Origin of the sequence: Delftia tsuruhatensis (assembly GCF_903815225.1) — a bacterium.
Lineage (GTDB): Bacteria > Pseudomonadota > Gammaproteobacteria > Burkholderiales > Burkholderiaceae_C > Comamonas > Comamonas tsuruhatensis_A.
Window position 1 is genome coordinate 4,415,864 of record NZ_LR813084.1, and the last position, 13,191, is coordinate 4,429,054.

Genomic DNA, 13,191 nt, shown 5'->3' on the forward strand with positions numbered 1-13,191 from the left:
AGGACCCCCTCGATGAACAACGAACCCTGGATGCTGGACGCAACCGAGCTGGCGCAGCGCATACGCCGGCGCGACATCTCCTGCCACGAGGCCATGCAAAGCTGCCTGCACCGGCTCGACGCGGTCAACCCGCGCATCAACGCCGTCGTCGACTGCCGCCCCGAAGCGGCCCTGGCAGAAGCCCGTGCGGCCGACGAAGCCCTGGCCCGTGGCGAACCGGCAGGACCGCTGCACGGCGTGCCGGTGACCATCAAGATCAATGTGGACCAGCGCGGCTGGGCCACCACCAACGGCATCGCCGCCAGGCGCGGCGACATCGCATCGGCCGACAGCCCCGTGGTCGCCAATCTGCGCAAGGCCGGCGCCGTACCGCTGGGCCGTACCAATACACCGGCCTTCTCCATGCGCTGGTTCACCGACAACGATGCCCATGGCCGCACCTTCAATCCGCACAATGCACAACTGACTCCCGGCGGGTCCAGTGGCGGAGCCGCCGCCGCCGTGGCCTGCGGCCTCGGCCCCATCGCCCATGGAAATGACCAGGGAGGCTCCATCCGCTATCCGGCCCATGCCTGCGGCGTCTATGGCCTGCGACCCAGCGCGCAGCGTGTACCGGCCTTCAATCCCAGCATGCCCTCGCGCGCCCTGGCCTTCGAGCTGACGTCGGTCCAGGGTCCGCTGGCCCGCAGCGTGGCCGATCTCCGTTTGGCCCTGGCCGCCATGTCGGCACGTGATCCGCGCGACCCCTGGTGGGTTCCTGCGCCACTGGAGGGGAGGCCTGACAGGCAGCCCATTCGCGTCGCGCTGTACACCGGCCAGCCCGGTTTCACCGTGGATCCCGAGGTCGTACTGGCGCTGGAGCAGGCGGCCAGCTTGCTCGAAGACGCTGGCTACCGCGTGGAGCCCGCCGAGCTGCCCCGATTCGCGGACTGTGCACGCCTCTGGTTCGAGCTGACGATCAACGATACACGGCTGACCCTGGAACAGGCCCTGATGCGCGATGGGGACGATGCCATCCGCCACGCCTATCGCGCCATGGCCTCGCGCGTGCCGCAGCCCCTGGATCTTCCCGGCTACCTGGCCCTGCTCAGCCAGCGCACCACGCTGCGCCGCGCCTGGTCGCTGTTCATGGAGCAGTACCCACTGGTGCTCATGCCTGTCTCCTTCAAACGGCCGTTCCCGGTGGATGCCGATCAGGTTCCATTCCCGCAGGCACAGGCCTTGTTCGACGCGCAAAGCCCTTTGCTGGCCGTGGCGGCCCTGGGCCTGCCCGGCCTGGCCGTTCCCCTGCCTTCACCGGCAGGCATGCCCACGGGCGTCCAACTGGTCGCAGGCCTCATGCGCGAGGATCTTTGCCTGTCCGCCGCCGAGGTGCTGGAACTTCGCAACGGCAGGCTGAGCCCGGTCGACCCCGCCTGACCTCGGCGGGCGATGAGGTCGCGCCAGACCGTCCCCAGGCTCAGGCAGGCCTCCTCGCCGCGAGCACCCGGAGGCCGGCAACGCTGGAAATCTCCGCCCTCAGGCGAAAGCCCGCCAGGTTCGGGGGGCGGTAGTGCAAGGTCTCCAGCACGCCCGTCCCGGTATCGCGCAAGGCAAGGCCATGGGAACCCATGAGGGCGCAGGCTACTGGCCGCGCGCGTGCCTGGCAGGCAGGGCATCGATGGACCGCAGGATGGCGCGCGTGATGCTCAGGCGTTTGGGCAGGTCGCCCTGGCGGTTCGGCGTATCCATGTTCATGGCGAAGTACACGGGGCCGGCGGGCCACTCCACCCAGCCCACCCACCAGCCGATCTGCCCGGTCCAGCCCGTCTTGGCGCGCAGTATCCAGTCCGGCCCGGCCTCGTTGATCATCACGTCCTTCACCAGCCGCTGGTGCTCCACCGGCAGGGGCAGCTGGTTGCGGAACAGGCGCCGCAGGAACTCCACCTGTTCGATTGCGGAGATGGCCAGGTCGCCGTCCACCCAGAAGGGTTGCGCGCCCGTGGCCAGGGCATTGCCGTACCCGATCTTGCGCAGGTAGGCGGTCTCGCGCGCCGGGCCAAGCTCCCTGGCGAACCGCTCGTACACCCAGACGGTGGAGTTCCTCATGGCGGAGCGCAGGTCCTGGTCGGCATTCCAGGCGGGCAAGGTCCGGCTCACGCCATCCCATGCGAACCGCTGGAATTCGTCGCGCACCAGGCCGGCATCGAGCGCGAAGAGGCTGTGCGGGATCTTGAAGGTGGAGGCCGGCGAGTAGCGTCTCTGGGCACGCGCCAGGTCGTGGGCATAGGCCGTCTCCTGCGCTCCACGGGCGTCGAGCACGACGATGCTGCCCTTGGCATCGGCGTCCGTGAAGAAGCGGGCCCATTCGGGCTTTTCCTGGGGTTGCGGCCCCGCCATGGCCGGCTGCGCCAGGCAGGCGGCCAGGAGGGAGAGCATCAGATGTCGTCGATTCATGCCGGTAGTTTAAAAGCCGCATGGACCCGCGCTGGCCGCACACCGGTGGTGCATTGCCACCCGTCGCGCCCTGTTTTGACACGCCCGATGGGCTTGTTTGGTGTGCCGCGGCATGCCTGGTCCCGCCCCGGGGCTGGCACGACTTGTGCAGGGGTCACTGCCATCGGGCAAGGTCAGATACGCATATCGACAAGGGGGAGTTTCAATGCACAGGTGCGCACGGGCAGCAGCTGGAACAAGGGCATTTGGGACAGGAGCAGCGGCGATCGCGGCCATGGCCGTGCCGGCAGGCGCCGCGCTGGCCCAGGTGGTGGAGCAGGCTGCGCCCCAGGTGATCAGGCGCCCCTCGGTGGTGGCGCTGGAGGCCATCAGCGCCGTGGACACCGCCTGGCTGATGACGGCCACGGTGCTGGTCCTGCTCATGACGCTGCCCGGTATCGCGCTGTTCTACGCAGGCATGGTCCGTCGCAAGAACGTGCTCAACACCATGGCAAGCGTGACCGCCATCGCCGCCGTGGTCAGCATCCTGTGGTTCGCCCTGGGGTATTCGCTGGCCTTCACGCCGGGCAATGCCTGGATAGGTTCCGACTCCCGCGCCTGGTTCGCGGGGCTGGACCTCCACACCACCAGGGGCCTGGTGGCGGTGAGCCATCTGGCGCCGCATGTGCCGGAAGCCGCCTACGCGATGTTCCAGCTGGCTTTTGCCGTGATCACCGCCGCGCTGCTGGTGGGCGCCTGGGTGGAGCGCATGCGCTTCGGCGCCATGCTGGTGTTCGTGGGGCTGTGGAGCCTGCTGGTCTACGCGCCCGTGGCGCACTGGGTCTGGGAGCCCGGCGGCTGGCTGGCACGCATGGGGGCGCTCGATTTCGCGGGTGGTACCGTGGTGCATGTCAATGCGGGCGTGGCAGGCCTGGTGTGCGCCTGGTTCCTCAAGCCACGCCGGGGCCATGGACAGGAAGCCTTCGAGCCCTACAGCCTGGCCCTGACGATGATGGGTGCCGCCCTGCTATGGATGGGCTGGTTCGGCTTCAACGCCGGCTCGTCGCTGGCGGCCGACAGTCGCGCCGCCCTGGCCCTGGCCGTCACCCACATCGCGGCCAGCGCTGGCGCCCTGGCCTGGGCGCTGGCCGAGTATGTGGTGCGCGGCAAGGCCTCGCTGCTGGGGCTGTGCTCGGGCCTGGTGGCGGGGCTGGTGGCGATCACGCCTGCGGCCGGTTTCGTGACGCCGCTGTCGGCGCTGTACATCGGTCTGATGGCCGGCGTGGCCTGCTACTGGGGCGCGACAGGGCTCAAGCGCCTGCTGCGCGCCGACGATTCGCTGGACGTGTTCGGCGTGCACGGGGTGGGCGGCATCGTCGGCTCGCTGCTGACCGGTGTATTCGCCAGTCCCCAGATCGGCGGCGTGCAGGCCAGCGTCGCCACCCAGGCCCTGAGCGTGCTGGCGGTGGCCGGCTTCACGCTGGTGGCCACGGCCGTGCTGCTGTGGCTGCTGGACATGCTGTTCGGCCTGCGCGTGGACGAGGACAGTGAATGGCAGGGGCTGGACCTGGCCCTGCACCGCGAACGGCTGAGCGGCTGAGCACGAAGCGCCGCCAGGCGCCTGCACAGCCTGCACGATCATCGAATGAAGGAGTGCCCGACATGTCCGAAAGCGAGCTCCTGGCCATCGCCGCCCATCTGCACGTGCTCTTGCGCAGAAGCTGCGGCCGCGTGACCGATACCGAATGGCTGGCCGCCAATGCCGAGTACGCGGCCGAGATCATCCGCTTCGCGCGGGCCCAGGAGGGCGAGCGCAGCACGCCGCAGTTGCTGGACTGGACCGACCGCTTCGAAGCCGCCTGGAATGCCGCCCTGTCCGGGCCTGCCGAGCGCTCACCGCTCATGCAGCGCGCCGGCGAACTGATCCGCCAGCGCGCGGAGGGCCGCAAGTACATCGGGACGCTGCGCTAGCCCCTGCCCCTGCGCCGGCCGCGTCAGGCGGGCGGTGGCGGCACGGAATGCAGCAGCACCGGCGCCTGGCCATCACCACCGACGCTCTCCAGCTGCACGCCGAAGCCCCACAGGCGCGCGGCGTGCTTGAGCACCTCCAGCGCATCGTCGGACAGCGGCCGGCCCTGATAGCGCGTATGGCGCAGGGTCAGGCAGCGATCGCCACGCAGGTTCACGTTCCAGACCTGGATGTTGGGCTCGCGCGCGCCCAGGTCGTACTGCTGCGACAAGGTCTGGCGCAGGGCGCGGTAGCCGTCCTCGTCATGGATGGCGCTGACCAGCAGCTCGCGCTGGCTGGCGTCGTCGTGGATGGCGAACAGGCGCATGTCGCGCATCAGCTGCGGGCTCAGGTACTGGCCGACGAAGCTCTCGTCCTTGAAGTTCTGCATGGCATGGTGCAGCGCCGGAAGCCAGGGCGTGCCCGCCAGGTCGGGAAACCAGCGCCGGTCCTCCTCCGTGGGATCCTGGCAGATGCGCCGGATGTCGCGGTACATGGCAAAGCCCAGCGCGTAGGGATTGATGCCGCTGTAGGCGCGGTGCCCTGCCGGGGGCTGGTAGATCACGTTGGTGTGCGAGGAAAGCCACTCGATCATCACGCCGTCGGTCAGCCAGCCCTCGTCGTACATGGTATTGAGCAGGGTGTAGTGCCAGAAGGTGGCCCAGCCCTCGTTCATCACCTGGGTCTGGCGCTGCGGGTAGAAGTACTGGGCGATCTTGCGCACGATGCGCACGATCTCGCGCTGCCAGGGCTCCAGCAACGGGGCGTTCTTCTCGATGAAGTACAGCAGGTTTTCCTCGGGCTCCTTGGGAAATCGCTCGCTGGCCTGCGCCGCGCTGTCCTTGCCGGGGCGGGCCGGCAGGGTGCGCCACAGCTCGTTGACCTGCTGCTGGGCATAGGCCTCGCGCTGTTCGCGCTCGGCGCGTTCGCGCGCCAGGCTTTTCTTGGAGGGGCGGCGGTAGCGGTCCACGCCCAGGTTGGCCAGGGCGTGGCAGGAATCCAGCCATTGCTCCACCGTGGTCAGGCCGTGCCGCTCCTCGCACTGAGAGATGAAGTCGCGGGCATAGACCAGATAGTCGATGATGCTGCCCGCATCGGTCCACATGCCGAACAGGTAGTTGTTCTTGAAGAAGCTGTTGTGCCCGTAGGCCGCATGGGCGATCACCAGTGCCTGCATGGCCGTGGTGTTCTCCTCCATCAGGTAGCTGATGCAGGGGTTGGAGTTGATGACGATCTCGTAGGCCAGGCCCATGTGGCCGCGCCGGTAGCGCCGCTCGGTGGCGATGTATTCCTTGCCGTAGCTCCAGTGGCGGTAGCCCACGGGCATGCCCACGCTGGCGTAGGCATCCATCATCTGCTCGGCCGAGATCACCTCCAGCTGGTTGGGATAGGTGTCCAGGCCGAAACGCTCGGCCGTGGCCGCAATCGCCGCGTGGTAGCGCTCGATCAGCTCGAAGGTCCAGTCGCTGGGGTCCGGCAGGGGCTGGGCCGGGCGCTGGCCGGCCGGCAACGGGGCAGTGGGCACGACACGCTGTGCCCACGGCCCCGGGACGGCCCTCCACTGTGGGGAGGCATGGCGAGGCGCCAGCACCGGATACTGGGAGAGGTTCACGCTCATACCGCCACCCCTTCCTTCTTGAACAGATCGCGGAAAACAGGATAGATCTCGCTGGCCTCGGACACCTTGCGCATGGCGAAATGCGGGAACAGCGCCAGCAGCTGGCTGTATTCCTCCCAAAGGCTCTGCTCCTCCTGCACCACCTGCACATAGGCGAAGTAGCGCACCAGCGGCAGTATCTTGTCGGCCAGCAGGTTGCGGCAGTTGGAGCCGTCTTCGCCGAAGTTGTCGCCGTCGCTGGCCTGGGCCACGTAGATGTTCCAGTCGCCTGCGGGGTAGCGCGCGCAGATGATCTGGTCGAGCAGCACCAGCGCGCTGCTGACCACGGTGCCGCCGCTTTCCTGGGAGTGGAAGAACTCGTCCTCGCTGACCTCGGCCGCCTGGGTGTGGTGGCGGATGAAGACGATGTCGATCTTCTCGTAGTGCCGCGTGAGGAACAGGTACAGCAGGATGAAGAAACGCTTGGCCAGGTCCTTGCGGTCCTGGTCCATGGAGCCGGAAACGTCCATCACGCAGAACATCACGGCCTGGCTGATGGGTGCCGGCACGCGCGTGCGGTTGCGAAAGCGCAGGTCCAGAGGGTCCAGGAAGGCCACCGTGCCCATGCGCAGCTTCAGGGCGTCGATGCGCTGCTGCAGCTCGGCCACCGCCTCGCTCGTGCCATCGTCCTGTGCCAGCAGGGCTTGCAGTTCATCTTCCAGCGCCTTGAGCTCCCGGTGGGGCGCCTTGGTCAGGGCGATCCGCCTGCCCAGGGCCCCGCGCATGGTGCGCAACAGGGCCAGATTGTGCGGCGTGCCGTCATGGCTGTAGCCCGCGCGGCGCGTCTTGTACTGCATGGTGTTGCCGATGTGGGTGCGCAGCAGGCGCGGCAGGGCCAGGTCCTCGAAGAAGAGCTCCATGAACTCCTCCCTGGTCAGGGTGAAGGTGAAATCATCCTCCCCTTCCCCGCTGTCGCTGGCCTGCGAGCCCCCGCCGCCGCCACCGCCCTGGGGCCGCGCGATGCGGTCGCCGCGCACATGCTCGCTGTTGCCCGGATGCACCGTGTCATGGATGCCGCCCTGCCCATGGTGGAACACGGGTTCGCGGATGTCCTTGCGGGGAATGGTGACGTTCTCGGCCTCATCGATGTGGCGGATGTCGCGCTTGTTCACGGCACGGCGCACCGCCTCGGCGATCTGGTCCTTGTAGCGGCGCACGAAGCGCTCGCGGTTGCCCACCGACTTGTTCTTGCCGGCCAGCCTGCGGTCGATGATTTGCAATGCCATCTGTTCCCCCCTGCCCTGCCTGGGCGCGCAGAAAAGCGGCGCGCCCGTCCGTCAGTTGCTCTTGCGCACGCGCAGGTACCACTCGCACAGCAGGCGCACCTGCTTGGAGGTGTAGCCCTTGGCCTCCATGCGGGTGACGAAGTCCTCGTGCTTGCGGGCATCCTCGGCGCTGGCCTTGGCATTGAAGCTGATCACGGGCAGCAGTTCCTCGGTGTTGGAGAACATCTTCTTCTCGATCACCACGCGCAGTTTCTCGTAGCTGGTCCAGCTCGGGTTCTTGCCCTGGTTGTTGGCACGCGCGCGCAACACGAAGTTGACGATCTCGTTGCGGAAGTCCTTGGCATTGGCGATGCCGGCCGGCTTCTCGATCTTCTCCATCTCGGCATTGAGCGCATTGCGGTCGAAGGCCTCGCCGGTGTCGTTGTCGCGGTACTCGCTGTCCTGGATCCAGTAGTCCGCGTAGGTGACGTAGCGGTCGAAGATGTTCTGGCCGTACTCGCTGTAGCTTTCCAGGTAGGCGGTCTGGATCTCCTTGCCGATGAACTCGGCATAGTGCGGCGACAGGTACTCCTTGATGTAGCTGGTGTACTTGGTCTCCAGTTCGGAGGGGAACTGCTCGCGCTCGATCTGCTGCTCCAGCACATACATCAGGTGGACCGGGTTGGCCGCCACCTCGGTGCTGTCGTAGTTGAAGACCTTGGACAGGATCTTGAAGGCGAAACGCGTGGAGATGCCCGACATGCCCTCGTCCACGCCCGCATAGTCGCGGTACTCCTGGTAGCTCTTGGCACGCGGGTCCGTGTCCTTGAGACTTTCGCCGTCATAGACCTGCATCTTGCTGAAGATGCTGGAGTTCTCGGGCTCCTTCAGGCGCGTGAGCACCGCGAACTGGGCCATCATCTTGAGCGTGCCTGGCGCGCACACGGCGCTGGCCAGGGAGGACTCGCGGATCAGCTTCTCGTAGATCCTCACCTCCTCCGACACGCGCAGGCAGTAGGGCACCTTGACGATGTAGACGCGGTCCAGGAAGGCCTCGTTGTTGCGGTTGTTGCGAAACGCCTTCCACTCGCTCTCGTTGCTGTGGGCCAGCACCATGCCGTCGAAGGGAATGGCGCCAAAGCCCTCGGTGCCCTTGTAGTTGCCCTCCTGCGTGGCGGTCAGCAGCGGGTGCAGCACCTTGATGGGCGCCTTGAACATCTCGACGAACTCCAGCAGGCCCTGGTTGGCCAGGCACAGGCCGCCCGAGTAGCTGTAGGCATCGGTATCGTCCTGGGCGAAGTTCTCCAGCTTGCGGATGTCCACCTTCCCCACCAGGCTGGAGATGTCCTGGTTGTTCTCGTCACCGGGCTCGGTCTTGGCGATGGCCACCTGGCGCGAGATGCTGGGATATCGCTTGACCACGCGGAACTGGCGGATGTCGCCGCCCAGCTCCTCCAGGCGCTTGACCGCCCAGGGCGAAAGCACGTGGTTCAGGCAGCGGCGGGGAATGCCGAACTGCTCCTCCAGCACCGGGCCGTCCTCCACGGGGTCGAACAGGCCCAGCGGCGATTCATTCACGGGCGAGCCCTTGAGTGCATAGAACGGCACCTTCTGCATCAGGTACTTCAGGCGCTCGGCGATGGAGCTCTTGCCCCCGCCCACTGGGCCCAGCAGGTACAGGATCTGCTTGCGTTCCTCCAGGCCCTGGGCCGCGTGGCGGAAGAAGCTCACCACCTGCTCGATGGAGTCTTCCATGCCGTAGAACTCGGCAAAGGCCGGATAGCGACGGATGACCTTGTTCGCAAACAGCCGCGACAGGCGAGGATCGTTGCGCGTGTCCACCATCTCGGGCTCGCCTATGGCCGCCAGCATGCGCTGGGCGGCGCCTTCGTAGACCATGGGATCGCGCTGGCAGAGGGCGAGATACTCGTCCAGCGACATCTCCTCCTCGCGAAAACGAACGTAACGTGCAGCCGAGTTGCTGATGACATCCATACGACCTCTCCCGGCGGCACCCGAGGGCGAACAGTGCCGCGAAGTTGCAAGGCATTCGCTACCGTGTGGAACTGTTGTAGCACCTTGCATCCGGTTTGAATAGCACATACGTCCCACACGGCCGCGCCGCTGGCGGGGTCACAATGTCAGGCTCCAGGACTACTGCATTTTCCGCCCCTGCGGCGCAGGAACCCTGGCCCCCAGGGTGCGCAGCAACGCCTGTGGACAAAGCTTCGGACGCTCCTGTTTTTGAGGCATGATAGTTTGCACTCACACCATGCCACAGGCCTGAATTCAGCAAAGATGCCCCCCCGCCGAGACCGATCTTCTCCCGCCCCCCTTCCCCGCCCGTGCAAGGCCTGCCTTCAGGGCCGTGTGGCTGCTGTCCGTGCTCTGCCTGGCACTGTCGCTGCTGCTGCCGACCCCCGCCATGACCGCACCGGCAGCAGGCCCTTTGGGCGCCTTGCAAGGCACGCTGGGCGGCAGCAACTCCGCGTCGGACCAGGAACGGCGCAACGCCATCCAGGCCCAGCTGGATGCAGCGGCATCGGCCGGCAAGGAAGCCGATGCCCTGGCACAGGAGCTGGACCGCCTGCGCGCCAGAGCCGCGAGCGCCGTCCCCGCCCAGCCTGCGCCGCTCAGCGACGAGCAACTGGGCAGCCTGTTCGACCGCTGGAAGGAGCGCATTCCCGCCAACGCCAGCCAGGAAGTGCTGGAGCGCCTGCTGGCCGACGAGCGCGATGCCATCGCCACGCTCAAGGCCGGCATCGACAAATCCGCCGCCGACCAGGCCAACCTGGTATCCCAGCCCGGCCCGGGGCGCGTGGACCTGTCCATCCTGCAGCAGCGCGTGCAGGAAAGCGCGCAGCCCGTGACGGCCGAGCCGGGGAGCCGGCCGAGCTCACCCAGGCGCGCCAGGCGCGGCGCAGCGCCGAACACCGCCGCGCCCAGCTGGAGCTGGCGCTGCGCCAGGAGGAGCAATCCACCATCGAGGCCCGCCAGCGCCTGCTGGCCACCCAGTTGCAGGCCCAGCGCCGCGAATTGCAGGAGCGCATGCCGCGCGCGGCATGGCTGACCCAGCGTATCGCCGATCGCAGCCGCCAGAAGCTGGAGCAGCAGGTGCAGGAAATGGAGCTGGCCGCCGCCCATGCCTCGGCGGCCGACCCGGCCATCCGCGATCTGGCGCAGCAAAACGCGGCCCTGGCGGCCCAGATCCTGAAGAACTCCAATGCGCTGGCCCAGGAGCGCCAGACCCTGGCCAATGACGAATATGTCCGCGACCAATTGAGCGCCACGCTGCGCGACACCCAGGCGAGGCTGCGCCTGGGCGGGGCAGCGCCGCCGTGGGCCAGTGGCTGTGGCAGCAGCGCGTGGAACTGTCGTCCGCCAGCGCCACGCAGGCACGCCACCGGGCCGTGCAGCGCCAGCTGGCCGAGCTGCGGCTGACACTGTTCAACTCCAGCAAACTGCGCCTGAACCCTGGCTCCGGTGCGGCGCACGGCACCGTGGACGCAGGCATGCCCTCCGCCAGCCCCGCACAGCCGGCCGACGCCGCCACCTCGGCCCGCCAGGCCGCGCTGCTGGCCCGGCAGGTGGCGTTGACCGACCAGCTCCAGCCCGTGCTGCTGCGCCGCATCGCGGTGCTGGAGCAGACCGACGATGCCCTGCGGGCTGCGCTGCGCAGCGGCGGCGAGTTGCGGCAGGTGCTGGACAAGGAACTGCTGTGGTTCCCCAGCCACCGTCCCATGGACCGCGCCTGGCTCGGCGAATGGCGGGCGCTGGAGCAGGACATCGAAGGCAGCACCTCCCCTGGAAGACGGCACGCGCACTGGCCGCCAGCATCTGGAACGACCCTGGGCCTTCGGCGCTGTCGGCCTGATCGTGGCCCTGCTGCTGGGCCTGCGCCGCCATGCGCTGCGCCAGTTGCAGTCCATTGCCGTGCGCGTGGGCGACTTCACGCGGGACCACTTCGGCCTGAGCCTGCTCGCCCTCGGCTGGAGCCTGCTCTACACCCTGCCCTGGAGCTTTGCGGCCGCAGCGCTGGGCGGACTGCTGCAGGGGCCGGAGACCGTGGGCACGGCGCTGGAACCCCTGGGATCCGCCCTGGTGCAGCTCAGCGACTTCATCTTCGTCGCCACCCTGCTCAATGCGCTGTTCTGCCCCGGCGGACTGGCGCTGGCCCACTTCGGCTGGCCAGCCGAGCGCGTGCAGATGCTGCGCCAGATGGTGCGCCGTGCCGCCTGGCTGATCGTGCCGGCCGAACTGCTGGGTGGCATTGCCTTCTACAGCCATGACAACCACGCCATCAGCACCTGGGGGCGCATCTCCATCCTGATGCTGTCGCTGGGCCTGGCCTGGATGGCCTGGCTCTACTTCCGCCGCGCGCACCAGCAAAGCGCACGCGCATCCACTGGGGCCAGATCGTCAGCGTGGTGCTGATGCTCATGCTCAGCGCCCTGGCGGTCGGCATCGTGCTGGGCTATGTCTACACGGCCACCGAATTCATCCAGGCGCTGATGGCCAGCTTCGTGTTCCTGGGCGCCGTCGAGGTCCTGGTCAGCCTGCTGCGCCGCTGGCTGCTGCTGGGCGAGCGGCGCCTGGCGCTGAACCGCCTGCGCGAGGCCGCAAGACTGGCCCAGGCCGGCATGGCCGCCGACACCGGCAAGGCCCCGACCGACGAAGCCAGCCAGATGGCCCTGGTGACCGTGGGCACGCAGGCCCACCGGCTGCTGGGCCTGCTGCAGCAGGTGCTCGTCGTGCTGACCCTGGTCTATGCCTGGCTGCCCGTGCTGCCCGCGCTGCTGCGCTCCGAGGGGTGGTCCTCTGGTACACCACCAACACCGGTGCCGACGGCATTGCGCATGCCGCGCCCGTGAGCCTGATGGACGCACTGCTGGGCGTGATGATCCTGCTGCTGACCATCAGCTTCGCACGCAACCTGCCCGGCCTGGTGGAGGTGACGCTGTCGGCGTCCACGCGCATCAGCAGCTCCGCGCGCTACACCATTGCCACGCTGGCGCGCTACGCCATCACCATCGCGGGCACGGTCAGTGCCGTCACGCTGCTGGGGCTGCGCTGGGGCCAGCTGCAATGGATGGTGGCCGCGCTGACCGTGGGCCTGGGTTTCGGCCTCCAGGAAATCTTCGCCAACTTCGTCTCCGGCCTGATCCTGCTGGTCGAGCGCCCCTTCCGCGTGGGCGACGTCATCACCATCGACACCCTCACCGGCACCGTGACACGCATCCGCACGCGCGCCACCACGGTGCTGGACTTCGACAACAAGGAAATCGTCATCCCCAACAAGACCTTCATCACGGGCCAGGTGACGAACTGGACCCTGAGCGATGACGTGACACGCCTGGTGATCGACGTGGCCGTGGCCCATGGCAACGACCCCGGCCAGGTGCGCGACATGCTGCTGAACGTCGCCCTGGAGCACCCAAGGTGCTGCGCGAGCCCGAACCCAACTGCTGGTTCATGGCGCTGGAGGGCAGCGGCCAGCGCTTCGAGCTGCGCGCCTACGTGGGCAAGGTGGAAGACCGACTGCCCGTGCGCCACGAGCTGAACCAGCGTGTCAACGACCGGCTCAAGGCCGCAGGCATCACCGTCGCCTTCCCCAGCTGGACCTGCATGTGCGCGATGTGCCGGCGCCTGCGGCACCGCAGGGCATCACGCCCGCGCCCCAGGGACACTGAGCGCCCGGGACTCAGCCGGATCCAGCCGCCGGACCGGTCCTTCCGGGCGGTGGCGGCGCCCAGGCGCTTCGGACGGGCTATTCCCATGGCCCGCCTTGGGGACAGGCATGGTCATCGCCATTCGAAAGACATCAAGACCTCGCGCAATTCCGAATTTCCACAATCACTTCTCAAGAATGGGGGCAGTAGCTTATAGCATCCTGTTGCAACTCGCGC

At 67.7% G+C, this 13,191-nt stretch carries 11 protein-coding genes and 1 pseudogene; 8 read left to right on the top strand and 4 right to left on the bottom strand.

Translation table 11 applies throughout. The features are described 5' to 3' along the window. The first annotated feature begins 12 nt into the window (after positions 1-12). Positions 13-1,419 carry an amidase family protein gene (locus L1Z78_RS20115; RefSeq protein ID WP_234638117.1) on the top strand — a complete coding sequence of 469 codons (1,407 nt, stop codon included), beginning with the start codon at positions 13-15 and terminating at the stop codon, positions 1,417-1,419. Between the two features lie 204 nt (positions 1,420-1,623). Here L1Z78_RS20115 and blaOXA read toward each other — a convergent pair whose 3' ends face one another. Further along, on the bottom strand, positions 1,624-2,436 hold the full coding sequence (gene blaOXA, locus L1Z78_RS20120; protein ID WP_418921639.1) for a class D beta-lactamase: 813 nt from the start codon (positions 2,434-2,436) through the stop codon (positions 1,624-1,626). Positions 2,437-2,641: 205 nt separating this feature from the next. Between blaOXA and L1Z78_RS20125 the strand changes: the two genes are divergently transcribed. Together L1Z78_RS20125 and L1Z78_RS20130 are read left to right on the top strand one after the other, a co-directional pair. Continuing rightward, the gene (locus tag L1Z78_RS20125; protein ID WP_418921640.1) at positions 2,642-4,015 is read left to right on the top strand and encodes an ammonium transporter; all 1,374 of its coding nucleotides are present in this window, start codon (positions 2,642-2,644) and stop codon (positions 4,013-4,015) included. A gap of 62 nt (positions 4,016-4,077) precedes the next feature. Continuing rightward, positions 4,078-4,386 (top strand): hypothetical protein, encoded by a 309-nt coding sequence (locus tag L1Z78_RS20130; protein WP_234638120.1) that lies wholly within the window; start codon positions 4,078-4,080, stop codon positions 4,384-4,386. A 23-nt stretch (positions 4,387-4,409) separates the two neighbouring features. Here the strand turns inward: L1Z78_RS20130 and L1Z78_RS20135 are convergent, their stop codons facing one another. Genes L1Z78_RS20135 through L1Z78_RS20145 form a run of 3 tightly spaced genes read right to left on the bottom strand, consistent with a single transcriptional unit; the run spans position 4,410 to position 9,280 of the window. Further along, the gene (locus L1Z78_RS20135) at positions 4,410-6,035 is read right to left on the bottom strand and encodes a SpoVR family protein (protein WP_234642225.1); all 1,626 of its coding nucleotides are present in this window, start codon (positions 6,033-6,035) and stop codon (positions 4,410-4,412) included. 2 nt (positions 6,036-6,037) lie between these two features. Beyond that, the gene (locus L1Z78_RS20140) at positions 6,038-7,306 is read right to left on the bottom strand and encodes a YeaH/YhbH family protein (protein ID WP_234638121.1); all 1,269 of its coding nucleotides are present in this window, start codon (positions 7,304-7,306) and stop codon (positions 6,038-6,040) included. A 51-nt stretch (positions 7,307-7,357) separates the two neighbouring features. After that, positions 7,358-9,280, bottom strand: a complete 1,923-nt coding sequence (locus L1Z78_RS20145) for a PrkA family serine protein kinase (protein ID WP_234638122.1) — start codon at positions 9,278-9,280, stop codon at positions 7,358-7,360. 373 nt (positions 9,281-9,653) lie between these two features. Between L1Z78_RS20145 and L1Z78_RS20150 the strand changes: the two genes are divergently transcribed. The 5 genes and pseudogenes from L1Z78_RS20150 (at position 9,654) to L1Z78_RS28100 (ending at position 13,171) form a co-directional block, all read left to right on the top strand. Beyond that, a complete protein-coding gene (locus L1Z78_RS20150; RefSeq protein ID WP_234638123.1) occupies positions 9,654-10,355 on the top strand; it encodes a hypothetical protein in 702 nt (233 codons plus the stop codon). After that, positions 10,334-10,726 (top strand): hypothetical protein, encoded by a 393-nt coding sequence (locus tag L1Z78_RS20155; RefSeq protein WP_234638124.1) that lies wholly within the window; start codon positions 10,334-10,336, stop codon positions 10,724-10,726. The genes L1Z78_RS20150 and L1Z78_RS20155 overlap by 22 nt, the downstream gene beginning before the upstream one ends. 213 nt (positions 10,727-10,939) lie before the next feature. Further along, positions 10,940-12,156, top strand: a pseudogene (locus tag L1Z78_RS20160) (hypothetical protein). After that, a complete protein-coding gene (locus tag L1Z78_RS28095) occupies positions 12,096-12,845 on the top strand; it encodes a mechanosensitive ion channel domain-containing protein (RefSeq protein WP_326491953.1) in 750 nt (249 codons plus the stop codon). Before L1Z78_RS20160 ends, L1Z78_RS28095 begins: the two are co-directional and overlap by 61 nt. After that, on the top strand, positions 12,758-13,171 hold the full coding sequence (locus tag L1Z78_RS28100; RefSeq protein ID WP_326491954.1) for a hypothetical protein: 414 nt from the start codon (positions 12,758-12,760) through the stop codon (positions 13,169-13,171). Before L1Z78_RS28095 ends, L1Z78_RS28100 begins: the two co-directional genes overlap by 88 nt. Positions 13,172-13,191: the final 20 nt, after the last annotated feature.

Coding starts and splice junctions, on each gene's coding strand:
- L1Z78_RS20115 (WP_234638117.1), top strand. CDS start 13: ATGAACAACGAACCCTGGATGCTGGACGCAACCGAGCTGGCGCAGCGC.
- blaOXA (WP_418921639.1), bottom strand. CDS start 2,436: ATGAATCGACGACATCTGATGCTCTCCCTCCTGGCCGCCTGCCTGGCG.
- L1Z78_RS20125 (WP_418921640.1), top strand. CDS start 2,642: ATGCACAGGTGCGCACGGGCAGCAGCTGGAACAAGGGCATTTGGGACA.
- L1Z78_RS20130 (WP_234638120.1), top strand. CDS start 4,078: ATGTCCGAAAGCGAGCTCCTGGCCATCGCCGCCCATCTGCACGTGCTC.
- L1Z78_RS20140 (WP_234638121.1), bottom strand. CDS start 7,306: ATGGCATTGCAAATCATCGACCGCAGGCTGGCCGGCAAGAACAAGTCG.
- L1Z78_RS20145 (WP_234638122.1), bottom strand. CDS start 9,280: ATGGATGTCATCAGCAACTCGGCTGCACGTTACGTTCGTTTTCGCGAG.
- L1Z78_RS20155 (WP_234638124.1), top strand. CDS start 10,334: ATGCCGCGCGCGGCATGGCTGACCCAGCGTATCGCCGATCGCAGCCGC.
- L1Z78_RS28100 (WP_326491954.1), top strand. CDS start 12,758: ATGGCGCTGGAGGGCAGCGGCCAGCGCTTCGAGCTGCGCGCCTACGTG.